Annotated in this window: 24 protein-coding genes; 16 read left to right on the forward strand and 8 right to left on the reverse strand. The window is 76.3% G+C overall.

The window, feature by feature from the left end:
* Positions 1-14: 14 nt before the first annotated feature.
* The 8 genes from ADK41_RS05215 to ADK41_RS05245 all read left to right on the forward strand — a co-directional run bounded on the left by ADK41_RS05215 (position 15) and on the right by ADK41_RS05245 (position 6,563).
* On the forward strand, positions 15-1,019 hold the full coding sequence (locus ADK41_RS05215) for a glycosyltransferase family 2 protein (protein WP_030831330.1): 1,005 nt from the start codon (positions 15-17) through the stop codon (positions 1,017-1,019).
* The gene (locus ADK41_RS05220; protein WP_051843380.1) at positions 1,016-1,582 is read left to right on the forward strand and encodes a D-glycero-alpha-D-manno-heptose-1,7-bisphosphate 7-phosphatase; all 567 of its coding nucleotides are present in this window, start codon (positions 1,016-1,018) and stop codon (positions 1,580-1,582) included. Before ADK41_RS05215 ends, ADK41_RS05220 begins: the two co-directional genes overlap by 4 nt.
* Positions 1,579-2,574: a glycosyltransferase family 9 protein gene (locus tag ADK41_RS05225; protein ID WP_030831336.1), complete on the forward strand. Its 996-nt coding sequence runs from the start codon at positions 1,579-1,581 to the stop codon at positions 2,572-2,574. Before ADK41_RS05220 ends, ADK41_RS05225 begins: the two co-directional genes overlap by 4 nt.
* On the forward strand, positions 2,571-3,521 hold the full coding sequence (locus tag ADK41_RS05230; RefSeq protein ID WP_030831338.1) for a glycosyltransferase: 951 nt from the start codon (positions 2,571-2,573) through the stop codon (positions 3,519-3,521). Before ADK41_RS05225 ends, ADK41_RS05230 begins: the two co-directional genes overlap by 4 nt.
* On the forward strand, positions 3,518-3,667 hold the full coding sequence (locus tag ADK41_RS41560) for a hypothetical protein (RefSeq protein ID WP_158717694.1): 150 nt from the start codon (positions 3,518-3,520) through the stop codon (positions 3,665-3,667). Before ADK41_RS05230 ends, ADK41_RS41560 begins: the two co-directional genes overlap by 4 nt.
* Positions 3,668-3,764: 97 nt before the next feature.
* A complete protein-coding gene (locus tag ADK41_RS05235) occupies positions 3,765-4,703 on the forward strand; it encodes a glycosyltransferase family 9 protein (protein WP_030831341.1) in 939 nt (312 codons plus the stop codon).
* A 91-nt stretch (positions 4,704-4,794) separates the two neighbouring features.
* Positions 4,795-5,670, forward strand: a complete 876-nt coding sequence (locus ADK41_RS05240) for a glycosyltransferase family 2 protein (protein ID WP_030831343.1) — start codon at positions 4,795-4,797, stop codon at positions 5,668-5,670.
* The gene (locus ADK41_RS05245; protein ID WP_030831346.1) at positions 5,667-6,563 is read left to right on the forward strand and encodes a glycosyltransferase family 2 protein; all 897 of its coding nucleotides are present in this window, start codon (positions 5,667-5,669) and stop codon (positions 6,561-6,563) included. The genes ADK41_RS05240 and ADK41_RS05245 overlap by 4 nt, the downstream gene beginning before the upstream one ends.
* 324 nt (positions 6,564-6,887) lie before the next feature.
* Here ADK41_RS05245 and ADK41_RS05250 read toward each other — a convergent pair whose 3' ends face one another.
* The gene (locus ADK41_RS05250; RefSeq protein WP_030831351.1) at positions 6,888-7,208 is read right to left on the reverse strand and encodes a DUF3040 domain-containing protein; all 321 of its coding nucleotides are present in this window, start codon (positions 7,206-7,208) and stop codon (positions 6,888-6,890) included.
* 59 nt (positions 7,209-7,267) lie between these two features.
* Positions 7,268-8,197 (reverse strand): polysaccharide pyruvyl transferase family protein, encoded by a 930-nt coding sequence (locus tag ADK41_RS05255; protein ID WP_030831354.1) that lies wholly within the window; start codon positions 8,195-8,197, stop codon positions 7,268-7,270.
* Positions 8,198-8,298: 101 nt separating this feature from the next.
* On the opposite strand from ADK41_RS05255, the gene ADK41_RS05260 reads away from it, so the two are divergent.
* The gene (locus ADK41_RS05260) at positions 8,299-9,393 is read left to right on the forward strand and encodes a winged helix DNA-binding domain-containing protein (RefSeq protein WP_030831357.1); all 1,095 of its coding nucleotides are present in this window, start codon (positions 8,299-8,301) and stop codon (positions 9,391-9,393) included.
* A gap of 89 nt (positions 9,394-9,482) precedes the next feature.
* On the opposite strand, the gene ADK41_RS40595 is transcribed toward ADK41_RS05260, so the two are convergent.
* The 3 genes from ADK41_RS40595 to ADK41_RS05270 all read right to left on the reverse strand — a co-directional run bounded on the left by ADK41_RS40595 (position 9,483) and on the right by ADK41_RS05270 (position 13,619).
* On the reverse strand, positions 9,483-9,623 hold the full coding sequence (locus tag ADK41_RS40595) for a hypothetical protein (protein WP_267883153.1): 141 nt from the start codon (positions 9,621-9,623) through the stop codon (positions 9,483-9,485).
* Positions 9,624-9,818: 195 nt separating this feature from the next.
* On the reverse strand, positions 9,819-12,623 hold the full coding sequence (locus ADK41_RS05265) for a helix-turn-helix transcriptional regulator (protein ID WP_030831360.1): 2,805 nt from the start codon (positions 12,621-12,623) through the stop codon (positions 9,819-9,821).
* Between the two features lie 156 nt (positions 12,624-12,779).
* Positions 12,780-13,619 carry a helix-turn-helix transcriptional regulator gene (locus ADK41_RS05270; RefSeq protein ID WP_030831363.1) on the reverse strand — a complete coding sequence of 280 codons (840 nt, stop codon included), beginning with the start codon at positions 13,617-13,619 and terminating at the stop codon, positions 12,780-12,782.
* A 140-nt stretch (positions 13,620-13,759) separates the two neighbouring features.
* On the opposite strand from ADK41_RS05270, the gene ADK41_RS05275 reads away from it, so the two are divergent.
* A complete protein-coding gene (locus ADK41_RS05275; protein WP_030831366.1) occupies positions 13,760-15,433 on the forward strand; it encodes an AMP-binding protein in 1,674 nt (557 codons plus the stop codon).
* The gene (locus ADK41_RS05280; protein WP_030831369.1) at positions 15,430-17,043 is read left to right on the forward strand and encodes an AMP-binding protein; all 1,614 of its coding nucleotides are present in this window, start codon (positions 15,430-15,432) and stop codon (positions 17,041-17,043) included. Before ADK41_RS05275 ends, ADK41_RS05280 begins: the two co-directional genes overlap by 4 nt.
* Before the next feature lie 138 nt (positions 17,044-17,181).
* Here ADK41_RS05280 and ADK41_RS05285 read toward each other — a convergent pair whose 3' ends face one another.
* The 3 genes from ADK41_RS05285 to ADK41_RS05295 form a co-directional block, all read right to left on the reverse strand.
* Positions 17,182-17,727: a GNAT family N-acetyltransferase gene (locus ADK41_RS05285; RefSeq protein ID WP_030831372.1), complete on the reverse strand. Its 546-nt coding sequence runs from the start codon at positions 17,725-17,727 to the stop codon at positions 17,182-17,184.
* A gap of 261 nt (positions 17,728-17,988) precedes the next feature.
* A complete protein-coding gene (locus ADK41_RS05290; protein WP_030831374.1) occupies positions 17,989-18,714 on the reverse strand; it encodes a hypothetical protein in 726 nt (241 codons plus the stop codon).
* Positions 18,715-18,873: 159 nt separating this feature from the next.
* Positions 18,874-19,113, reverse strand: coding sequence for a hypothetical protein (locus ADK41_RS05295; RefSeq protein WP_030831377.1), 240 nt, complete (start codon positions 19,111-19,113; stop codon positions 18,874-18,876).
* Positions 19,114-19,422: 309 nt separating this feature from the next.
* Here ADK41_RS05295 and ADK41_RS05300 point away from each other — a divergent pair, with 309 nt between their 5' ends.
* The 5 genes from ADK41_RS05300 to pucL all read left to right on the forward strand — a co-directional run bounded on the left by ADK41_RS05300 (position 19,423) and on the right by pucL (position 21,993).
* Positions 19,423-19,674: a hypothetical protein gene (locus ADK41_RS05300; protein ID WP_030831380.1), complete on the forward strand. Its 252-nt coding sequence runs from the start codon at positions 19,423-19,425 to the stop codon at positions 19,672-19,674.
* Positions 19,671-20,039: a helix-turn-helix domain-containing protein gene (locus tag ADK41_RS05305; protein ID WP_030831383.1), complete on the forward strand. Its 369-nt coding sequence runs from the start codon at positions 19,671-19,673 to the stop codon at positions 20,037-20,039. Before ADK41_RS05300 ends, ADK41_RS05305 begins: the two co-directional genes overlap by 4 nt.
* A 134-nt stretch (positions 20,040-20,173) precedes the next feature.
* Positions 20,174-20,698 (forward strand): 2-oxo-4-hydroxy-4-carboxy-5-ureidoimidazoline decarboxylase, encoded by a 525-nt coding sequence (gene uraD, locus ADK41_RS05310; protein WP_030831385.1) that lies wholly within the window; start codon positions 20,174-20,176, stop codon positions 20,696-20,698.
* Positions 20,695-21,081, forward strand: coding sequence for a hydroxyisourate hydrolase (gene uraH / locus ADK41_RS05315; RefSeq protein WP_030831388.1), 387 nt, complete (start codon positions 20,695-20,697; stop codon positions 21,079-21,081). The genes uraD and uraH overlap by 4 nt, the downstream gene beginning before the upstream one ends.
* 3 nt (positions 21,082-21,084) lie before the next feature.
* The gene (pucL, locus tag ADK41_RS05320; protein ID WP_030831390.1) at positions 21,085-21,993 is read left to right on the forward strand and encodes a factor-independent urate hydroxylase; all 909 of its coding nucleotides are present in this window, start codon (positions 21,085-21,087) and stop codon (positions 21,991-21,993) included.
* The last annotated feature ends 6 nt before the right edge of the window (positions 21,994-21,999 follow it).

Genomic DNA, 21,999 nt, shown 5'->3' on the forward strand with positions numbered 1-21,999 from the left:
GGGAGGGCGTTCGGATGACGTCGTACGCCGTCGTGATCCCCACCCTGCTGCGGGACACCCTCGCCGACTGCCTCGCCGCGCTGGCCGCCGCGCACGGGCCGCGCCCCGACGAGATCGTCCTCGTGGACGACCGGCCCGACCCCGACCCCGCGCCCAACGCGCTGGCCCACGCCCTGACCGTCCTCGGCGACCTGCGCGAACGCACCACCATCGCCGCCACCGGCGGCCGGGGGCCCGCCGCCGCGCGCAACACCGGGCTGCGCGCCGTCACCGCGCCCTGGGCCGTCTTCCTCGACGACGACGTCCAGGTGGGGCCGCACTGGTGCGCACAGCTCGTCCAGGACCTCGAGGAGGCGACCCCCGACACCGCCGGGATCCCGGGCGTCATCACCGTGCCGCTGCCCGGCGGACGCCGCCCCACCGACTGGGAACGCGGCACCGCCGGACTCGCCCGGGCCCGCTGGATCACCGCCGACATGGCCTACCGCACCGAGGCCCTCCGGCAGGCCGGCGGCTTCGACGAACGCTTCCCCCGCGCCTTCCGCGAGGACGCCGACCTCGCGCTGCGCCTCCTCGACGCCGGCTGGCGCATCCGCAGGGGCCGCCGCACCACGCTGCACCCGGTGCGCTCCGCCTCCCGCTGGGCGTCGGTGGGGCAGCAGCGCGGCAACGCCGACGACGCGCTGATGCGGCGGCTGCACGGCCCCGACTGGTGGGACAAGGCGGTCGCGCCGCGCGGCCGGATCCGCCGGCACGCCGCGATCACCGCCGCCGGCGCCGCCGCCTGCGCCCTCGCCGTCGCCGGGCACCGCCGGGCGGCCACCGCCTGCGCGCTCGGCTGGGCCGCCGGGACCGCCGAGTTCGCCCGCGCCCGCATCGTGCCCGGCCCGCGCACCCGCGAGGAGGTGACCACCGTGCTGGCCACCAGCGTCGTCATCCCGCCCGCCGCGACCTGGCACCGGCTGGCCGGGGCCTGGCGCCACCGCAACGCCCCCGCCTGGCGGGAGGCGGCCCGATGAGCCCGGTGCGGGCGGTGCTGTTCGACCGCGACGGCACCCTGGTCCACGACGTCCCCTACAACGCCGACCCCGACCTGGTACGGCCCGTCGACGGCGCCCGCGCGGCGCTCGACGCGCTCCGGGCCCGCGGCATCCGCACCGGCGTCGTCACCAACCAGTCCGGCATCGCGCGCGGACTGCTCACCGAGGCCGACGCCCGCCGCGTCAACCGGCGCGTCGACGACCTCCTCGGCCCCTTCGACGTCTGGGCCGTGTGCCCGCACGGCCCCGACGACGGCTGCCCCTGCCGCAAACCCCGGCCGGGCATGATCCTTCGGGCGGCCGGCCGCATCCGGGTGGACCCGGCCGACTGCGTCGTCGTCGGCGACATCGGCGCCGACGTGGAGGCCGCGCGACGCGCCGGCGCCCGCGCCGTCCTCGTCCCCACGCCGAAGACCCGCCCCGAGGAGACCTCCGCCGCGCCCCATGTGGCCCCAAACCTCCCGGCCGCGGTGCGCCTGATCCTGGACGCCCCGCCGTGGAACGAGCCCGCGGAGCGCCCGCCGTGGGGGAGGCCCGTGTGAAAGCCCTCGTCACCCGGCTCGACAGCTTCGGCGACGTGCTGCTCGCCGGGCCCGCCGTGCGGGCCGTCGCCGCCCGGGCCGACACCGTGACCCTGCTGTGCGGGCCGCACGGGGCGCCCGCCGCACGGCTGCTGCCCGGGGTGGACGAGGTGCTCGTCTGGGACTCGCCGTGGACCGGGTTCCAGCCGCCCGAGGTCAGCCGGGAGGAGATCGACGCACTCGTCGACGCCGTCGACGCCGACACCGCGCTGATCCTCACCTCCTTCCACCAGTCCCCGCTGCCCACCGCCCTCCTCCTGCGCCTGGCCGGCGTCCGCTGCATCGCCGCCGACAGCGAGGACCACCCCGGCTCCCTCCTCGACGTGCGCCACCACCGCGCCCCCCGCGCCCACGAGGCGGAGGCCGGGCTCGACCTCGCCGAGGCCGCCGGCTTCCCCCGGGTCGACGACGGACGGCTGCGGGTGCTCCCGCCGCCCGCGACCGGAGCGCTCACCGGCTTCGGGGAGGGGGAGTACGTCGTCGTCCACCCGGGCGCCAGCGTGCCCGCCCGTGCCTGGAGCCCCGACCGGTGCGCGCAGGCGGTGCGCGAACTCGCCGCCGCCGGACGCCGGGTGGCCGTCACCGGCGGCGCGGGGGAGCGGGACCTGACCGCGTACGTCGCCGGCGGCCGGGCCGTCGACCTCGGCGGCCGCACCGGAGCCGCCGAACTCGCCGGCGTGCTCGCCGGGGCCGCCTGCGTGGTCACCGGAAACACCGGTCCCGCCCATCTCGCCGCCGCCGTCGGCACCCCGGTGGTGTCCCTGTTCGCGCCGGTCGTCCCCGCCGAGCGCTGGCGGCCGTACGGGGTGCCGCACGTGCTGCTCGGCGACCAGGACGCGCCCTGCGCCGGGACCCGCGCCCGCAGCTGCCCCGTACCCGGGCACCCCTGCCTGGACACCGTGACCGCGCTCGACGTCGTCGCGGCGGTCGACAAGCTCGTGGAGGCGACATGAGGATCCTGCTGTGGCACGTGCACGGGTCGTGGACCACGGCCTTCGTGCGGGGCCCGCACACCTACGTCGTCCCCGTCACCCCGGACCGCGGACCCGACGGACTCGGCCGCGCCCGCACCTTCGACTGGCCCGACTCCGTCGTCGAGGTGCCCCCGGAGCGCCTGAGCGAGGAGGACGTCGACGTCGTCGTCCTGCAACGCCCGCACGAACTCGCCCTGGTCGACCGGTGGCTGGGACGCCGCCCGCCCCTGGTCTACCTGGAGCACAACGCCCCGCACGGAGACGTGCCCGACACCCGGCACCCCGCCGCGGACATCCCCGGCGTCACCCTCGTCCACGTCACCCACTTCAACCGTCTGATGTGGGACGACCGGGGCGTCCCCGCCACCGTCGTCGAACACGGCATCGTCGACCCCGGCCCGCTGTGGACCGGGGAACTCCCGCACGCCGCCGTCGTCGTCAACGAACCGGTGCGGCGCGGCCGCACCACCGGCACCGACCTGCTGCCGGCCTTCGCCGACGCCGCGCCCCTCGACGTCTTCGGCATGCGGACCGAGGGCCTCGCCGGCCACCTCGGCCTGCCCCCCGACCGCTGCCGCGCGTACGAACTGACCCAGGCGGAACTGCACGAGGCGCTGGCCCGCCGCCGCGTCTACGTCCACCCCGTGCGCTGGACCTCCCTCGGTCTGTCCCTGCTGGAGGCGATGCACCTCGGCATGCCCGTCGTCGCCCTCGCCACCACCGAGGTCACCGAGGCCGTACCGCCCGGCGCCGGTGTGGTGTCCAACCGCGTCGACGTGCTGACCGACGCCGTACGGGACTTCGTCGCCGACCCGGCGCACGCCCGCCGCACCGGTGAGCGCGCCCGCGCGGCGGCGCTCGCCCGCTACGGGCTGTCCCGGTTCCTGGACGACTGGGAACGGCTGCTGAAGGAGGTGACCCGATGAGGACCGCCGCGGTGTCCGGGCACACGAGCCCTCTCGCCGCACCCGGCGACGTCGACGGCACCGCCGTGCTCCCGCGCCGCGCCCGCCCCCGGCCGGCCCGCCGCGAGGGCCACGACCGGGCCGTCCGGGCCGTCCGGGCCGGGTGAAGGACGGGTGCCCACGGACGCGGGGAGCGGGGCCGGGACGGCGCCGTCCCCGTCCGCACGACGCGCCGCCGCCGGCCCGCGGCCGCGGCCGCGGCTCCTGGTGCTGCGCGCCCTCGGGCTCGGCGATCTGCTCGCCGGGGTCCCCGCGCTGCGGGCGCTGCGGCGGGGGTTCCCCGGCCACGAACTCGTGCTGGCGGCGCCCGCCGGGCTCGCACCGGTCGCCGGGGCCACGGGAGCGGTCGACCGGGTGCTGCCCGCCTCCGCCCCCGGACGGGCCGTGCCCCGCGCCCTCGGCTGGACCGGCCCGCCCCCGGACGTCGCCGTGGACCTGCACGGCAACGGACCGCCCAGCCACCGCCTGCTGCAGGAGCTGCGCCCCGTGCGGCTGATGGCGTTCGCGCATCCCGCGACCCCGCGGATCGAGGGCCCGCCCTGGTACGCGGACGAACACGAACGGGACCGCTGGTGCCGGCTGCTGCGCTGGTACGGCGTCGACGCCGACCCCGCCGATCTGCTGCTGCCCCGCCCGCCCGCCGCGTCCCCCGCCCCCGGCGCGGTCGTCCTGCACCCCGGCGCGGGGGCGCCCGCGCGCCGCTGGCCCGTGGAGCGGTACGCGACCGTCGCTGGGGTCCTGCGCGAGCGCGGGCTGCGGGTGGTGGTCACCGGCGGAGCGGACGAGGAGGACCTGGTGACGCGGCTCGCCAAGGAGGCCCGGCTGCCCGACACCGACGTCTTCGCCGGCGGCCTGCCCTTCGGCCGGCTCTCCGCGCTCGTCGCCGGCGCCCGCGCCGTCGTCAGCGGCGACACCGGCATCGCCCATCTGGCGGTCGCCCACGCCACCGCGACGGTCACCCTCTTCGGCCCGGTCCCGCCCGCCCGGTGGGGCCCGCCCGCGCACCCCCGCCACCTCGCCCTCTGGCACGGCCCGGAGGGCGACCCCCACGGCCGCCGCCCCGACCCGGCCCTTCTGCGCATCACCCCCGGCGAGGTGCTGCGCGCCCTCGACCGGCTCCCGGAAAGGGAGATCCCGCCGTGACCGCCCCGCCCACGGGCCGCCGCCGGCCCGGACGCGCGCTGCCGGGAGCCGTCGCCGGCGCGGGGCCGGCCGGCGAGAGGGAGGACGCACCATGACCGATCACCCGCGCCTCGGCGTCGTCATCGCCACCCGTGACCGCCGCGAGCGGCTCGCCGGCACCCTCCGGCAGCTGCGCCGGCTGCCCGAGCGGCCCGAGATCCTCGTCGCCGACAACGCCTCCACCGACGGCACCCGCGCCATGATCGCCCGGGACTTCCCCGGGGTGGGGGTGCTGGCACTGCCCGTCAACCACGGCGCCCTCGCCCGCAACCACGGGGTCCGCGCCCTCGACACCCCGTACGTGGCGTTCAGCGACGACGACTCCTGGTGGGCGCCGGGGGCCCTCGGCCGGGCGGCCGAACTGTTCGACGCCCACCCCCGGCTCGGTCTGGTCGCCGCCCGCACCCTCGTCGGCCCCGGCGCGGACCCGGACCCGCTCAACGACGTCCTGGCCGGCTCCCCCCTCGGCCCGGCCGCCGATCTCCCCGGCACCCAGGTGCTCGGCTTCCTCGCCTGCGGCGCCGTCGTCCGCCGCGGCGCCCACCTCGACGCGGGCGGCTTCCACCGGCTGCTGTTCTTCGGCGGCGAGGAGACCCTGCTCGCCTACGACCTCGCCGCGCGCGGCTGGGGCGTCACCCACTGCCCCGACGTCGTCGCCCACCACCACCCGGCCCCCACGGCCCGCCCCGGCCGCCCGGCGCTCCAGCGCCGCAACGCGGTCCTGACCGCCTGGCTGCGCCGCCCCGTCCCGTACGCCCTCGCCCGCACCGCGGCCCTCGCGGCCGAGGCGCGCGACGACGACCAGGCCCGGCGCGCCCTGCGGGAGGTCCTCGCCCGCCTGCCGGCGGCGCTGCGCGAGCGCAGGCCGCTGCCCCCGCACGTGGAACGGGCCGCCCGCCTGCTGGAACCCGAAAGGACGACCGTATGACCGACCCCCGTACGACCGTCGTCGTCATCACCCACAACCGGCGCCCCGAACTGCTGCGCACCCTCGGCGAACTCGCCGGACTCCCCGAGGAGCCCCCGGTGGTCGTCACCGACAACGGCTCCACCGACGGCACCGCGGAAGCCGTCGCCCGCCGCCACCCGGACGTCCGCCTGCTGCGCCCCGGCCGCAACCTCGGCGCCGTCGGCCGCAACCTCGCCGTACGGGACGTCCGCACGCCGTACGTCGCCTTCTGCGACGACGACTCCTGGTGGTCGCCCGGCTCCCTGGCCGGCGCCGCCGACCTGCTCGACCGGCACCCCGCGCTCGGCTCGGTCACGGCGCGGATCATCGTCGAACCGGACGGCACCGACGACCCGATCGTCCGCGAACTGCGCGACTCGCCCCTCCCCGGTCCGCCCTGGCTGCCCGGCCCGGCCCTCGGCTCCTTCCTGGCCGCCGCGACCGTCCTGCGCACCGACGCCTTCCGCACCGCCGGCGGCTTCAGCCCGCGTCTGTGGCTCGGCGGCGAGGAGGAACTGCTCGCCGCCGACCTGGCGGCCGACGGCTGGTGGCTCACGTACGCCGATCACCTGACGGTCCACCACCGGGCGTCGGCCGCGCGGGACGCCACCCTGCGCCGGATGCACGGCATCCGCAACACCCTGTGGTTCACGTGGCTGCGCCGCCCGGTCCGCCCGGCCCTGCGCCGCACCCTGGACCTGGCCCGCACCGTCCCCCGCGACACCGCCTCCCTGCGCGCCTTCGCCGAGGCCGCCGCGGCCCTGCCCTGGGTCCTGCGCGAACGCCGGGTCCTCCCCCACGAGGTCGAGTCCCGCCTGCGCCTCCTGGACCCCGCCCAACGCACCTCCACGGCCCGCCGTTACATCGGCTGAACCCCGCCACGCGCACCGGGGTCCGCCCGCCGCCGGACGAAGCGCGGGGCGAGCCCCGGTGCGGGGGCCCGGTCCGTGCTCACCGGGCGTTCGCCCCCGGGGCCGCGAGAGCGTTCCGTGCGCGGGCCGCGGCCGCGCGGGCCCTCGCCCTCCCGCGGCTCCTCGCCGGTGGCCGTGCCGGAGTCCTGGCCGAAGACCCCGGAGCCCCGGCGTCCTCGCGGAGCCGGGCCGGGCGGGCGCCGTGCTTCTCTCTCGCTTCCGGGTCCGGGTACGGCGCTCACCTCCCGCCGCACCGGTTCCCTGCCGCCCGCACGGGGCGAGTGCTCAGCCGCCGGACCACCGGCACAGCAGCCGGAACGCCGCGAAGAGCGTGGGCGGCCACACCGCCGCGAAGGCCCCGATCGCCCACGGGGCCGAGGTGACGATGCCGGTCACCATCAGCGCGACGGACACCGCGAGCAGGGCCGCCACGGTCCGGCCGTGCGGCCGGCCGGAGGCGATCCGCGCCGACGGGCGCGTCGGACCGGGCCTCCGGCGGAGCCGGAGGGTGCGCAGCCGCCGGTCCAGGCGGCGGTCGCGGCACAGCGTCCGTTCGATCTCGTCGAGGACGCGCTGTTCGTGCTCGGGGAGCCGACCGAGGGCCACCGTCCCTCCTCCCACGGCCGCGCGGGCATGGGCGCCCGGGTGCCCGCCGCGCGCCCCGCCTAACCGGCGCCGGCGCGCGGCGCCAGCACCTCCACCAGCCGGTCCGCCCCGTCCGGCGCCCGTCCCTCACGGAACGCGTCGCGCAGCTGCCGGGCGGCCACCCGGCCCGAGGTCAGACACCAGTCCCACCACCGCTCCAGCCGGCGCGCCTCCAGCCGCTCGGCGGCCAGCAGCGCGGGCCAGCCGCAGGCGCGGGCCTGCGCGGTCACCTTGGCGCCGCCGGCCACCGGGTCCACCGCCAGCACCGGCGTGCCGACCCGCAGCGCCAGCACCAGCCCGTGCAGCCGGTCGGTGACGACGAGGTCGAGCCGGGCCAGCACCGACTGCACCTGCGCCGGCGTCGCGCTCAGGTGCCAGTCCCGGGTGTCCAGCCGGGTCTCCAGCTCCAGCCGGGCGCAGTCCTTCCCGGCCAGCCAGCGCGTCACCCGCTCCGCGACCTGCCCGTGCCGCCGCCGTCCCGCGTACTCCTGCTGCCCGTGGGTGAGGATCACCCCGACCACGGGCCGCGCGGGCACCGCCGGGGCGCGGGCCGCCAGGTCCTCGGTCGGCTCGCTGCCGGGGGCGTCCCGCGCCAGCACGTGGTGGAAGCCGGTCACGGCCGCGCCGTCCGGGTCGATCACCGACGTCCCCACGGCGATCCGCACGCAGTGCGCGAAGCGCCGGTGCAGCTCCTCGACCTGCGGCCCGTGCAGCGGCCCGCACACGAACACCAGGTGCGAGTAGTCGCCGGGGCGCACGTCGCCGAAGTGCGGCGCCTCCGGCCGGAAACCGGGGCTCCACACGACGTCGTACGCCATCCCGGCGCCCCGCAGCACCTCCTCCACGCGGCGCAGCGCCAGCACGTCCCCGGCGGTCGCCTCCCCGTCGCGGAAGCTGAACCACCCGGTCAGCAGGACCCTGCGCGGTCCCGGTCGCTCTCGTCCGTCCACAGCGCGCACCGGGTGCCCCGCTCCGGCGGGGCGCAATCAGCACCGCACACCGCCGGTCGTCGAGGACAGAACCCGTCCTCGATGACCGCTAGCGTGCGGGCATGACGACGACGAAGCGGGTGCTCGGCACACGGGCGCTGAACCGGGCCACCCTCGCACGGCAGTTGCTGCTGGAGCGCTCGCCGATGTCCGCCGAGGACGCGGTCGGGCACCTGGTCGGGCTCCAGGCGCAGAACGTCAAGCCGCCCTACCACGCGCTCGCCGCCCGCCTCGACGGCTTCACCCCCGAGGCGCTGTCCCGGCCGATGGCCGACCGGACGGTCGCCCGTCTCGTCACCCTGCGCTCGACCCTCCACACCCACACCGCCCGCGACTGCCTCACCCTGCGGCCGCTGGTGCAGCACGCCCGCGACCGCGAGCTGAACCAGTTCCGCGAAGGACTCGTGGGCGTCGACCTGGACCGGCTCGCCGTCCTCGCCCGGGACCTCGTCGAGGCCGAACCGCGCACCATGAGGCAGCTGCGCGAGGCCCTGCTGAAGGAGTGGCCCGACGCCGACCCGCAGTCCCTCTCCGTCGCCGCCCGCTGCAGGCTCCCCCTCGTGCAGGTCACCCCGCGCGGACTGTGGGGCCGCAGCGGCCAGGTCACGCTCACCACCGCCGAGCACTGGCTGGGCGGGCCCGCCGAGCCCACGCCGGCGCCCGACGGCACCGTGCTGCGCTACCTCGCCGCCTTCGGACCGGCCTCCGTGAAGGACATGCAGACCTGGGCCGGCCTGACCCGGCTGCGCGAGGCCTTCGAACGCCTCCGCCCGGACCTCGTCACCTTCCGCGACGAGGCCGGCGCCGAGCTCTTCGACCTCCCGGACGCGCCCCGCCCCGCCCCGGACACCCCGGCCCCGCCGCGGTTCCTGCCCGAGTTCGACAACCTGCTCCTCTCCCACGCCGACCGCACCCGCGTCGTGCCGCCCGAGCACCGGGGCCGCCACTGGCGGGGCAACACCGCCTACCGCACCCTCCTCGTCGACGGCTTCCTGGCGGGGCTGTGGCGGCTGGACGAACACGCCCTCGTCGTCGAGCCGTTCGGCCGGCTCGACGGGAGGCGGCGGGCGGAGGTCGTCGCCGAGGGGGAGCGGATGCTCCACGTGATGTACCCGGGGAGCGCGCACGACATCCGCTTCGGGACCGTGCGGGAGTGAACGCGGGCTTGGAGAGGGGGCGTTGCGGGCTGCTCGTGGAAGCCCGCAACGCCCCCTGGTCTGCCGCCCGAGGGTTGCTCGGGAATCCGTCAGGCGGACGTCGTGGTCGTCGTACCGCCGACGATCGGCTGCGGGGCGGCGACGGCGGAGGAGGGGGCGGCGATCAGCGCCGTCGCGGCGGCGACGGTCGCCGCGACGGCGGCCTTCTTGGCACGGGTGAGCCCGGGCATGGGTCTCCTCACGGGTTGCCGGTGGGGGTCGCGCGGGGTGAGGGGCGGGCACGAGGGCTTCGGGACCGGCCCCGTGTGCCCGGCGAGCGGCACCCCGTTACGCTACGAGCCGGAGCGCGACCGTCCCAATGAGGGAACCCCCTAGGGGAGTCGGGGCAGGGAAAACCCTCGGTCGCCCGGCGGCGCCCCGCGGGGCTACGGGGTGCGGCGGCCCGCCGCCAGGCGGACGATGTCGACCCGGGAGCGGATGCCCAGCTTGCGGTAGACCCGGGTGAGGGTCGCCTCGACGGTCTTCACGCTGATGAACAGCCGGCCGGCGATCTCCCGGTTGGTGGCGCCCTCCATCACCAGCGCGGCGACCTGCCGTTCCATCGCGGCCAGCCCGTCCAGGGCGCTCGGTGCGGCGGCGGGCACGGTCTCCGGCTCCGTGGGACCGGCGGTCACGGCCCGCTCCACCTGGCGCAGCCACGGCAGCGCGCGGCAGCGCCGGAACAGCCGGGCGGCCTCGTCGTACGCCCCCGGCGCCCGCCCGCGCAGCCGGGCCAGCGCGAAGGCGGACCGCGCCTCCTCCAGGCCGTACCCCAGCTTGCCGAGACGCTCCTGCGCCGACGCCAACTGCGCGTGTGCCGCCTGGTGCTCACCGCGTGCCGCACGCACCAGCGCCTCGGCGCGGTCGAGCACCGCGAGGACGCTCGCGCGGTTCAGACGCAGCGCGTGCGTCCGCGTGACGTCGATGAGCTCCTGCGCCTCGCCGACCTCGCCGATCCGCACCAGCGCCTCGGCGAGGTCGCCCTGCCAGCGGCCCCGCGCCGGGTCGCTGATGCCCATGCCGTGCTCCAGCTCCCGCACCCGGCGCAGCGAACGGACCGCGGCCTGCGCGTCCCCCGCCACCGACTGGGCGTAGCCGAGGGCGGCCAGGGCGAGGGAGAGGTACAGCTGGTCGCCGTCCACCTCGGCGTGGTCCGCCGCCTCGCGGGCCAGCGTCAGCGCCCGGTCCACGTCCCCGCCGGACGCCTCCGCGAGCGAGGCGAGCATGGCCGAGGCGCTCTCGCCGATCCCGGAGTCCCGGGCCATCCGCAGGCTCTCGCGGGCCAGGTCCAGGGCCCGGCCGCAGTGCCCGAAGCGCAGTTCGGTGTCGGCGAGCAGCCGCGAGAAGTGCACCTCGCTCTCCACCATGCCGCGCCGCCGCGCCTCCCGCAGCAGCGCGGTGATGGCCGTACGGGCCTCGGGCAGCCGGTCGCTCATGAGCAGCCAGCGGAACCTCGCCATGGCGGCGCCGTTGTGGTGGCAGGCCACGTCGGGGTCCTGGGGCTCCTGGAGCGCCCGCTGGATGGTGGCGGGGGCGTCGGGATGGCCCATCAGGGTCTCGGTGGACGACTGGAAGGCGAGCGCCAGCAGTTCGGTGCGCCGGTCGCCGCCCCGGGCGGCCAGCTCCGCGGCGTGCGCGGCCTCCTGGCGGGACTTGGCGAAGTCGCCGTCCACCACCACCTCCCGCCAGGCCAGCTGGTAGTGGACCAGCGCCAGCAGCCGGGGGTCGTCACCGGCGTCGGCCAGCACCTGCGGGAACACGGCGTCGACCTCGCCGAGCGCCTGCCCGGCCGCCTCGATGACCACCATCCACGCCCGCACCCGCTCCGCCGGCGCCGTCGCCCGGGTCAGCACCTCGCGCGCTATGTCCCGGGCCAGGTCGGCCTCGCCCGCGGTGATCGCGTCCTCGGCGGCCCGCAGCCGCCGCGCGTCGGGTCCCGGTTCGCCGTCGGCCGGGGTGTGCCGGGCGGCGAGCAGCCCGAGCGAGGCGGCGACCGAGGGCGCCCCGCGGTCCCGGGCCAGCGCGGCGGCCCCGGCGAGCCGGGCCGCCACCTCCGGATCGGGGCCGGTGGCGGCCAGCGCCAGGTGCCGGGCCCGCTCGATGGGGTCGGAGGCCGCCGTGGACAGCGCCGTGTGCACCGCCCGCCGCTCCCCTGCCGGGGCCTCCGCGTACAGGGCGGCCGAAATCAGCGGATGCGCGAACCGCAGCGCCGGCTCCTCCGGGTCCGTCGCCAGCAGCCCCAGCGCGACGGCCTGCGCCGTCTCCGCCTCCGCGTTCTCCCGGCCGGCCGCGTGCAGCAGCGCCAGGGTGGGGCGGGCGCCCGCGCTGGCCACCAGCAGGGTGCGGCGCGCCTCGTCCGACAGCATCTCCAGACGGCTCAGCACCAGGGCCCGCAGCGAGGTCGGCACCGGCAGCGGCTCGCCCGGTCGGGGCCGGGCGGGGCTCTCGGCGAGGGCGCGGCCCAGTTCGAGGGCGAACAGCGGGTTGCCGCCGCTGGTGCGGTGGATGTCACGGGTCGTGGAGCGGGACAGACCGGTGTAGCCGCGGTGGTCGAGGAGCGCGGACACCTGGGTCCGGGAGAACGGGCCCAGCCGCACCGCGAGCGTGTCCGGCGGACAGGCGCGCAGCTGACGGTCGTACTCCTCGCCGTCCGTGCGCACCGCGCACAGCATCCGCACGGGGCTGTCGCCGAGCCGCCGGGCGGCGAAGCCGAGGAGTTCGGCGCTGGCGGAGTCCAGCCACTGGAGGTCGTCGGCGACCACGAGGACCGGTCCCTCGGCGGCCAGCGCCCGCAGCGTCGAGAGCACCGCGAGGCGCAGCGCGAGGCCGTCCCGCTGGAGGGTGGACTCGCCGCGCCCGGTGAGCGCCGACTCCAGGGCGGTGCGCTGGGCGGCGGGCAGCCGGGCGGAGACCCTGTCGAGGACCAGACCGAACAGATCGGCCAGCGCCAGGAACGGAAGATGGGATTCGGACTCCGTGGCCGAGCAGCGCAACACCGTCCCCGTGGCACCGGCGTTTTCCGCCGCGAGTGCCCGCAGCACGGTCGACTTTCCTATTCCCGCCGGGCCGTGCAGCAGCACGCTGCCCCCACGGGCCAGCTGCTCCCGCGCCTCGGAGTACAGCTCCTCCCGGCCTATGACCAGGTCGGGGCGGCACCTGGCAGACTCCTTGAAGTCCCGTCGCACGGTCACCGCTCCCCTCCGTGTGGCGTGTCCTGGCCAATATTAGGCAACGGGCTCCTCAATTCCGGACGGACCGGGTAGTGAGGCAAATTACAGCGGTCCGGACGACGGCGAAATCCAAAGTCGTACCGCTGGTAATACCCGCGAGGGGAGAACACCGCAAACCTAGGGCAACCACCCCGCCCGGCGGGCCGCGACCACGGCCTGCCCCCGGGTCCGCACCCCCAGCTTCCGCATCGCCGACCGCAGGTACGCCTTGACGGTCTCGGCCGTCACCCCCAGCCGCTCCGCGGCCACACCGTTGGTCGACCCCGCCGCCACACAGGCGAGCACGTCCACCTCCCGGGGCGCGAGCCGCACCGCCGCGGCCGGCGCGGCGTCCGCGGTGAGCAGGGCGCACGCCCGGAGCAGCTCGGCCCGCAGCGCGGGATCCGCGAGGCGCGGCGCCAGCGCCCGCAGCGCCGCGTGCGCCTCCCGCACCTGCTCCCGGGCCGCCCCGGACCCGCCGCCCGGCGCCCCGGAAGCCGGACCCGGCCGGGCGGCCGCCACCAGCGCCGCCGCCTCCTCCCGCACCACCAGCGCCTGCTCCACGTCCCGCGCCGCCTGGACCGCCGCGCCGAGCGTGCGGTCGCCCAGGGGCTGCGCCGCGCGCAGGGCGCCGTAGAGCACGGCCCGCACCCGGCGCCGTACGACCACCGGTACGGCGACGACGGCGCGCAGGCCCTCGGCGGCCACCGGGACGTCGTACTCGTGGCTGATCCGCCGCGAGACGGAGTAGTCCGTCACCGCGCACGGCCGGGCCAGCGCCACCGCCCTGCCGCCCAGACCGTTGCCCGAGGTCACCGCGAGCGCGCTCAGCGCGGGCGTCGCGGTGCCGCTCAGCTCACTGATGCGCACCTGCCGCCGCCCGGGCTCCACCAGCCCGCCGAAGGCGACCGGCAGCCCGGTCGCGCGCCGCAGCCGGGCCAGCGCCCCGCGGATCTCCACCGCGTCGCCCGCCCCCATCGGGTCAGCTGTCACCTGTTCGTCCCTTCACCGCGGCTCCCGTGCGGACGCACACCCCCGTTCGGGGGTAGTGAGACCCGCATCACGGATTACACGATGGCGGGGAGCCGCCCGGCAATGGTCCGGCACGAGGAGGAGACATGACGACGGCGACGGAGGAGTTCCGCAGGGCCCGGGACTTCCTGCTGGAACACCGCGAGGACTACGCCACCGCCCACCGGGACTTCGTCTGGCCCCGGCCCGAGCGGTTCAACTGGGCCCTCGACTGGTTCGACGTGATCGCGGACGGCAACGACCGCACCGCGCTGCACCTCGTCGAGGAGGACGGCGACGAGACCCGGCTGTCCTTCGCCGCCCTCGCCCGCCGCTCCGACCAGGTGGCCAACTGGCTCCGGCAGCGGGGCGTGGCCGCCGAGGACCGGGTGCTGGTGATGCTCGGCAACCAGGCCGAGCTGTGGGAGACCGCCCTGGCCGCGATGAAGCTGCGCGCCGTGGTCATCCCGGCCACCCCGCTGCTCGGCCCCGCCGACCTGCGCGACCGCGTCGAGCGGGGCCGCGTCCGCCACGTGATCGCGCGCGCCGCGGACACCGCGAAGTTCGACGGGGTGCCCGGCGACTACACCCGGATCGCGGTGGGGGAGGGGGCGGGCGGCGGCTGGCAGCCGTACGCGGACGCCTACGGCGCCGCCGAGCACTTCGCGCCCGACGGGCCCACCCTGCCCGACGACCCCCTGATGCTGTACTTCACCTCCGGCACCACCGCCCGCCCCAAGCTGGTCGAGCACACCCACACCTCGTATCCGATCGGCCATCTGGCGACCATGTACTGGATCGGCCTGAAACCCGGCGACGTGCACCTCAACATCTCCTCGCCCGGCTGGGCCAAGCACGCCTGGTCCAACCTGTTCGCCCCGTGGAACGCCGAGGCGACCGTCTTCCTGCACCACTACACCCGCTTCGACGCGGCCCGTCTGATGGCCGAGATGGACAAGGCCGGCGTCACCACGTTCTGCGCCCCGCCGACCGTGTGGCGCATGCTCATCCAGGCCGACCTGGCGCAACTGCGCACCCCGCCCCGCGAGGTCGTCGCCGCCGGCGAACCCCTCAACCCCGAGGTCGTCGAGCAGGTCCGGCGCGCCTGGGGCGTCACCGTCCGGGACGGCTTCGGCCAGACCGAGACCGCCGTCCAGGTCTCCAACAGCCCCGGCCAGGTCCTCAGGGCCGGCTCCATGGGCCGCCCCAGCCCCGGCTACCGCGTCGAACTCCTCGACCCGGTCTCCGGCGCCCCCGGCGCCGCCGAGGGCGAGATCGCGCTCGACCTCTCCGACCGCCCGGTGGGCCTGATGACCGGCTACCACGGCGACCCCGACCGCACGGCCGAGGCGATGGCCGGCGGCTACTACCGGACGGGCGACATCGGCTCCCGCGACGAGGACGGGTACATCACCTACGTGGGGCGCGCGGACGACGTCTTCAAGGCGAGCGACTACAAGATCAGCCCCTTCGAGCTGGAGAGCGTCCTGCTGGAGCACGAGGCGGTCGCCGAGGCGGCCGTCGTCCCCGCCCCGGACGCGCTGCGGCTGGCCGTCCCCAAGGCGTACGTCGTGCTCGCCGAGGGCTGGCGGCCCGGCCCGGACACCGCCGAGGCGCTCTTCGAGCACTCCCGCGAGGCGCTCGCCCCGTACAAGCGGATCCGCCGCCTGGAGTTCGGCGAGCTGCCCAAGACGGTCTCCGGCAAGATCCGCCGCATCGAACTGCGCGAGGCCACGGCCGCCGGCTCCACGGACGAGTACCGCGAGGAGGACTTCCGGTGACCGCATCCCTGTCGTACGCCCACGGCGCCGGCGCCACCCCGCTGCTCGGCGACACCATCGGCGCGAACCTGGGCCGCACGATCGCCGCCTGGCCCGACCGCGAGGCCCTCGTCGACGTACCGTCCGGCCGGCGCTGGACCTACGCCGAGTTCGGCGCGGCCGTCGACGAGGTGGCGCGCGGACTGCTGGCGAAGGGCGTCGGGACGGGCGACCGGGTCGGCATCTGGGCGGTCAACTGCCCCGAGTGGGTCCTGGTGCAGTACGCCACCGCCCGCATCGGCGCGATCATGGTGAACATCAACCCGGCCTACCGGGCGCACGAGCTGGAGTACGTCCTCCGGCAGTCCGGCGTCGCCCTGCTGGTGTCCTCCCTCGCGCACAAGGGCAGCGACTACCGGGCCCTGGTGGACGAAGTACGCGGAGCGTGCCCGCAGCTGAGGGAGACCGTCTACATCGGCGACCCGTCCTGGGACGCGCTCACCGCGGCCGCCGCCGAGGTCCCGGCCGAGCGCCCGGAGGCCGTCGCGGCGGGCCTGAGCTGCGACGACCCGGTGAACATCCAGTACACGTCGGGCACCACGGGCTTCCCGAAGGGCGCCACGCTCTCCCACCACAACATCCTCAACAACGGCTACTGGGTGGGCCGCACGATCGGCTACACCGAACAGGACCGGGTGTGTCTGCCCGTGCCGTTCTACCACTGTTTCGGCATGGTGATGGGGTGTCTGGCCGCCACCTCGCACGGCGCCTGCATCGTGATCCCCGCGCCCTCCTTCGACCCGGCGGCGACGCTGGCGGCCGTCCGACAGGAGCGCTGCACCTCGCTCTACGGCGTGCCCACCATGTTCATCGCCGAACTGAACCTGCCCGACTTCGCGTCGTACGACCTCACCTCGCTGCGCACCGGCATCATGGCGGGCTCGCCGTGCCCGGTGGAGGTGATGAAACGGGTGGTCGCCGAGATGCACATGGAGCAGGTCTCCATCTGCTACGGCATGACCGAGACGTCCCCCGTGTCGCTCCAGACCCGTGGGGACGACGACCTGGAGCACCGCACCGGCACCGTCGGCCGGGTGCTGCCGCACATCGAGGTCAAGGTCGTGGACCCGGCCACCGGCGTGACCGTGCCGCGCGGCACCTCGGGTGAGCTGTGCACCCGCGGCTACAGCGTGATGCTCGGCTACTGGAACGAGCCGGAGAGGACCGCCGAGGCGGTCGACGCGGCCCGCTGGATGCACACCGGGGACCTCGCGGTGATGCGCGACGACGGGTACGTGGAGATCGTCGGCCGCATCAAGGACATGATCATCCGGGGTGGGGAGAACGTCTACCCGCGCGAGATCGAGGAGTTCCTCCACGCCCACCCGAAGATCGCGGACGTGCAGGTCGTCGGGGTCGCGCACGAGCGGTACGGCGAGGAGGTGCTCGCCTGCGTCGTCCCGCGCGACCCGGCCGACCCGCTCACCCTGGAGGAACTGCGCGCCTTCTGCGCGGACCGCCTCGCCCACTACAAGATCCCGAGCCGGCTCCGGCTCCTCGACGCCTTCCCGATGACGGTGTCCGGGAAGGTGCGCAAGGTGGAACTGCGGGAGCGGTACGCGGCGGAGTAGCGCCGCTTCCCCCGACCGCCCCGGCGGAAGACCTGCCGTGAGCCGCCCTTTGGACCCGCAGCGGCGGCCTCGGAGAGGAGGAAGCCGAGGCGCTCGTGGAGGACGCGGGCGCCGCCGGCGACGGCGCCGGTCCGCTCGTCATCCGGGCAGCCCGGTGGCCGTCCCGCCCATGTGCGCGACCTCGGCGCGCATGCACACGCGCGGCCACCGGTCGAGCCCGTGCGCGGCCTCCTCGGCGCGGATCCGGCGCAGCCCGGGCGTGAGTCCGGGCCCGTCCAGGGTGCGGAAGCCGAGCCGTGCGTAGTACGGGGCGTTCCACGGCACGTCGGCGAACGTGGTCAGCGTCAGCGCGGTCAGACCCCGCTCGCGGGCGTGCCCGGCGGCGTGGGCGAGCAGGGCGCGGCCCACGCCCCGGCGGGCGGCGCGCGGGTGGACGGAGACCTGCTCCACGTGGAGCGCGCCGTCGACCGGTTCGGCGATCAGATAGGCGACGGGCCGGTCGTCGGGGGCCTCGGCGGCGACCCAGCAGCGGCCCGCCCGCCGGTGGCGTTCCAGCACGTCCAGGGCGGGCGGTTCGTCGTCGGCGACGTCCGGCATGCCGAGGCCGCGGAACGGCTCGCCGGCCGCCCGCTCGATGTCCTGGAGGGCGGGCAGTTCACCGGGGGCGGCGGAACGGATGCGCATCCGCCGAGTATCGGGTGCCCGCGGCGGGCGCGTCGCCCGGTTTTCAGGCCTCGTAGGCGTCCGGCGCGCCGCGGGCCCGTCCACCGGCCGCGGGGCGCCGACGGGGCCGGGCGGGAACAGCGGGACGCCCGGGGCGCCGGCGCGGACCCGGGCCTCCTCGTCGTATCCGGCGGCGGAGAAGTACAGGGACACGCGCCGGCGCCGATCAGGACACCGGGGGCCGGTCGGGCCCGCAGGCGTCCGGGGCCGTCCCGGACGTGTTCATCCCCCGCCCCCGCCGCATCCGCCGCCGCCTCCGCAGCCGCCGCCTCCGTGGCCGAAGGGAGCGCCGCCACCGCCGTAGGCGCCGCCGCCGGGGGAGCGGCGAAGGCCCTTGCCCCTGATCCTGACCCGTTCGGTCAGCCCCGCCCGCAGAGCGAAGCGCGGTACGAGGACTCTCAGGGCGGGCTCGCCGTGCAGGGCGACGGCGAGCAGTTTCCGGTCGTCGGACAGGGCGTGCCTGCTCGACGGCACCGGGAACGCCTTCCGCAGGACGCCCACCCGCCTGCGGGCGGCCCTGGTCGGCCGGAGCGGCACGGCGCGCAGCGGCACGGCGCGCAGCATCCCCGCCTCCGCCAGCCCGACCCGCACCTCGGCCAACGCCCAGCGGACGTCCGGGTGCCGGAGCAGCTCCCGCAGGTCGGAGGGTTCGGCCAGGCAGCGGTGGACCGCGCTCTCCAGGTACAGCGCGCGCACCTCGCCCGTGAGGGCGTCCACCCGTCCCACGGCGACCTCGGCCGCCACGTCCAGTGAGACCCCCGGCGGCGGCAGCGGCGGCAGGGCCCGTCCCGCCTCCCCGTCGACCGCCCGGATCGTGCCGGGCGCCCCCGCCTCGACGGCGCCCCGCAGGTGCAGGGCGACGACGGCCACCGTGACCGCGGCGCGCGGCCCGCCGGCCAGCAGGGCGATCTCGTGCGGCGTTCCCCGGACGCGCCCGGTGTCGGTCATGGCAGGCCCCCCTCGGCCGGGGCCCGCCGCCCCCGTGCCGGCGGGTCCCGTGTGCGGGGAGTGTGCCCGTTCGCAGGGGTGGTCGAAGCCTCCCGGGCCGCCTTCAGAGGTTCGCTTGAGGGTGGCGTAGCCGTCGTACGGCCGATGCCGTAGCCGTGCTCAGGCCGTCTCGTGGTGCTCGGACAGGCCCGGCCAGTCGTCGGGGCCGCCGCCCTGCCACTCGATCAGGTCCGTCCCCTCGACGTCGGTGACGTACAGGTCGGCCAGCCGCAGGATCTCGCCCACGTCGTCGACGTGCGTGGCGATGCCCAGCATCTCGTCGCCGGAGGTGACCCGCCGGGAACCGTCCAGGGCCGGGGAGTGCACCACGATGTGCGGATGTTCCGTCGGATGTGCCATGCCTTCAGGCTGCTGCGCACCGGAGGGATCCGCACCCCGGATGCGGCGGAGCGCCCGGACGGGGGCCGCCCGCATCCGGACGCCGCAGGGGGTGCGGACCCGGGGCCGCGGCGGATGCGACGGTCCGGGACCCCTCCCCTCACCGGGGTCGTACGGGATCGCCGCGGGCCGTGCGCGAGTCGTCGGACCCGTCGGGCCGGGTCCCGGGCGGCCCCGGCGCCCCGGGCCTGTCAGGAGAGCGGGACCGCCGGCGGTCCCGCCCCGCTTCCCGGCGCTCCCGGGAACCGCGCCGCGCGTTAGGTTGTGCGCGTGCGACTGAGAGTGGAGTTCACGACCGAGCCCTTCGACCTCGACGAGGCGCCCGCGCACGCGGTGGTGGCGCGGGAGGTCGTCGAGGCGGCCGAGCTGGACGCGGTCGACGTCGGACCCTTCGGCAACACCGCCGAGGGCGGCGCCGACGCGGTGCTCGGCGCCGTGGACGCGGTGCTGCGCGGGGCGCTGACGGCCGGCGCCACCCGGATCTCGCTCCAGGTCAACGTCGTCGAGGAGCGCGACCGGTGACCGGCGCCGGTGACGAGGCCTTCATCGCGGCGGTGAAACCGCTGGTCGACGCCGTGGGCGGCGAGATGGTCCCGCCGGACGAGGCCGGAACCGACGACGTGGTGCTCTCCTGGCGGGGCGCCGGCGTCGTCGCCGTACGGCTGCCGCAGCTCGCGGACTCCCTCGACCGCATCCTCGCGGCGCTGGAGCGCGGCAAGGGCATGCCGCTCGCGGACCTGGACCGCAGGGCCAAGCAGGAGGTCGTGCGCGCTCTGGAGGCGCGCGGCGCCTTCGCCGTACGGCACGGCGTGGAGACCGTGGCGAGCGCGCTCGGCGTCAGCCGCTTCACCGTCTACAACTACCTCAACCGGGAGAAGGGCGCCTGAATCCGCCGGCCGGCGGAAGCGCCCCTGCGGTGACGCCGATTTTTCAACAAACTGTTGACGTGGTCGTCCGTGGCGGCGTTCACTGGCGGCACGCCCGCTCGACACCAAGGCCGCTCGCGGCCACGGAGGCCTCCGTGACGTCGACTTCCCCGCCCCCGGGCCTGGCCCGCTTCAACGCCCTGGAGGAGCGCGCGGCCCTCGCCGCGCTCCACGAGGTCTGCGCCTCCACGGCATGGGCCCGGCGGCTGCTCGCCGCCCGCCCCTACCCCACCGCCGACGACCTGTACGCCGCCAGTGACGCCGCCACGGCCCACCTGACCGCGGCCGGCCTGGAAGAGGCGCTGGCCGGGCACCCGCCGATCGGCCGGCCCGGGCCCAGGGACGCGGCCTTCGCCCGGGAACAGAGCGGCATGGCCGGCGCCCCGGACGGACTGAGGGCCGAGATGCTCGAACTGAACCTGGCCTACCGGGAGAGGCTCGGCCAGGTGTTCCTCGTCTGCGCCACCGGCCGGACCGGCGAGCAGCTGCGCGACGCCGTCCGGGAACGCCTCGGCAACACGCCGGAACGGGAGCGCGGGATCGTCCGCGCCGAACTGGGGAGGATCAACCGCATCCGGCTGGCCCGCCTCGTCGACGCCGAAGAGGACCGACGCACATGAGCACCGACACCACCGCCTCCGTGTCCACGCACGTCCTGGACACCAGCGCCGGCCGCCCCGCCGGGGGCGTCGCCGTCCGCCTCGCCGCCCGCTCGGGCCGGGACGCGGACTGGCGGGCGCTCGGCGGCCGTGCGACCGACGCGGACGGGCGGTGCGGGGACCTGCCGGCCCTGCCGGAGGGAACCACCCACGTGCGGCTCGACTTCGCGGTCGAGGCGTACTTCGCACAGCCGGCGGGCAGCCGGGCCGAGGCGCGGCGGGACGGCGGCGCCCACGTGTTCTTCCCGGAGGTGGCGGTCACGTTCGCCGTCGTACCGGGCGAGCACTACCACGTACCGCTGCTGCTCAGCCCGTTCGGCTACTCCGTCTACCGAGGGAGCTGACGAGTGACGCCGACCATCCTGGGCCAGAACCAGTACGGCAAGGCGGAGAACCGGGTCGTCAGGATCGTGCGGGACGGCGCCACCCACCACATCAAGGACCTGAACGTCTCCGTCGCCCTGTCCGGCGACATGGACGAGGTCCACTACTCCGGCTCCAACGCCAACGTCCTGCCGACCGACACCACCAAGAACACCGTGTTCGCGTTCGCCAAGGAGCACGGCATCGCGTCCGCCGAACGGTTCGGCATCCACCTCGCCCGCCACTTCGTCACCTCCCAGGAGCCCATCCACCGGGCGCGCGTGCGCGTCGAGGAGTACGCCTGGGAGCGGATCGGGACGGCCGGCGAGGGCGGGCACTCCTTCGTCCGCAGGGGCCAGGAGACCCGGCTCGCCCAGATCACCTACGACGGGCAGGAGTGGGAGGTCGTCTCCGGCCTGAAGGACCTGACGGTGCTGAACTCCACCGACTCCGAGTTCCGGGGCTACGCCAAGGACGCGTACACGACGCTCGAGGAGACCCGCGACCGCGTCCTCGCCACCTCCGTCTTCGGCCGCTGGCGGTTCAACTGGACCGACGACGCACAGGAGATGCCCGACTGGGAGACGTCGTACGAGGAGACGCGCCAGCACCTGCTCCAGGCCTTCGCCGAGACCTACTCGCGCTCCCTGCAGCAGACGATGTACCGGATGGGCGCGCGGATCATCGACCACCGCGGAGAGATCGACGAGGTCCGCTTCTCCCTCCCCAACAGCCACCACTTCCTGGTGGACCTGAAGCCGTTCGGCCTCGAGAACGACACCGCCGACGGCGCCGTGTACTTCGCCGCCGACCGCCCCTACGGCCTGATCGAGGCCACCGTCCTGCGCGACGGCTGCGAGGCGCGGATACCGGCGGACCTCACCCACCCCTGAGCGCAC

Source organism: Streptomyces caelestis (genome assembly GCF_001279005.1).
GTDB classification, from domain to species: Bacteria; Actinomycetota; Actinomycetes; order Streptomycetales; family Streptomycetaceae; genus Streptomyces; species Streptomyces heliomycini.

Coding starts and splice junctions, on each gene's coding strand:
- ADK41_RS05215 (WP_030831330.1), top strand. CDS start 15: ATGACGTCGTACGCCGTCGTGATCCCCACCCTGCTGCGGGACACCCTC.
- ADK41_RS05220 (WP_051843380.1), top strand. CDS start 1,016: ATGAGCCCGGTGCGGGCGGTGCTGTTCGACCGCGACGGCACCCTGGTC.
- ADK41_RS05230 (WP_030831338.1), top strand. CDS start 2,571: ATGAGGATCCTGCTGTGGCACGTGCACGGGTCGTGGACCACGGCCTTC.
- ADK41_RS41560 (WP_158717694.1), top strand. CDS start 3,518: ATGAGGACCGCCGCGGTGTCCGGGCACACGAGCCCTCTCGCCGCACCC.
- ADK41_RS05240 (WP_030831343.1), top strand. CDS start 4,795: ATGACCGATCACCCGCGCCTCGGCGTCGTCATCGCCACCCGTGACCGC.
- ADK41_RS05245 (WP_030831346.1), top strand. CDS start 5,667: ATGACCGACCCCCGTACGACCGTCGTCGTCATCACCCACAACCGGCGC.
- ADK41_RS05260 (WP_030831357.1), top strand. CDS start 8,299: ATGACGACGACGAAGCGGGTGCTCGGCACACGGGCGCTGAACCGGGCC.
- ADK41_RS40595 (WP_267883153.1), bottom strand. CDS start 9,623: ATGCCCGGGCTCACCCGTGCCAAGAAGGCCGCCGTCGCGGCGACCGTC.
- ADK41_RS05270 (WP_030831363.1), bottom strand. CDS start 13,619: ATGGGGGCGGGCGACGCGGTGGAGATCCGCGGGGCGCTGGCCCGGCTG.
- ADK41_RS05275 (WP_030831366.1), top strand. CDS start 13,760: ATGACGACGGCGACGGAGGAGTTCCGCAGGGCCCGGGACTTCCTGCTG.
- ADK41_RS05285 (WP_030831372.1), bottom strand. CDS start 17,727: ATGCGCATCCGTTCCGCCGCCCCCGGTGAACTGCCCGCCCTCCAGGAC.
- ADK41_RS05290 (WP_030831374.1), bottom strand. CDS start 18,714: ATGACCGACACCGGGCGCGTCCGGGGAACGCCGCACGAGATCGCCCTG.
- ADK41_RS05295 (WP_030831377.1), bottom strand. CDS start 19,113: ATGGCACATCCGACGGAACATCCGCACATCGTGGTGCACTCCCCGGCC.
- uraH (WP_030831388.1), top strand. CDS start 20,695: ATGAGCACCGACACCACCGCCTCCGTGTCCACGCACGTCCTGGACACC.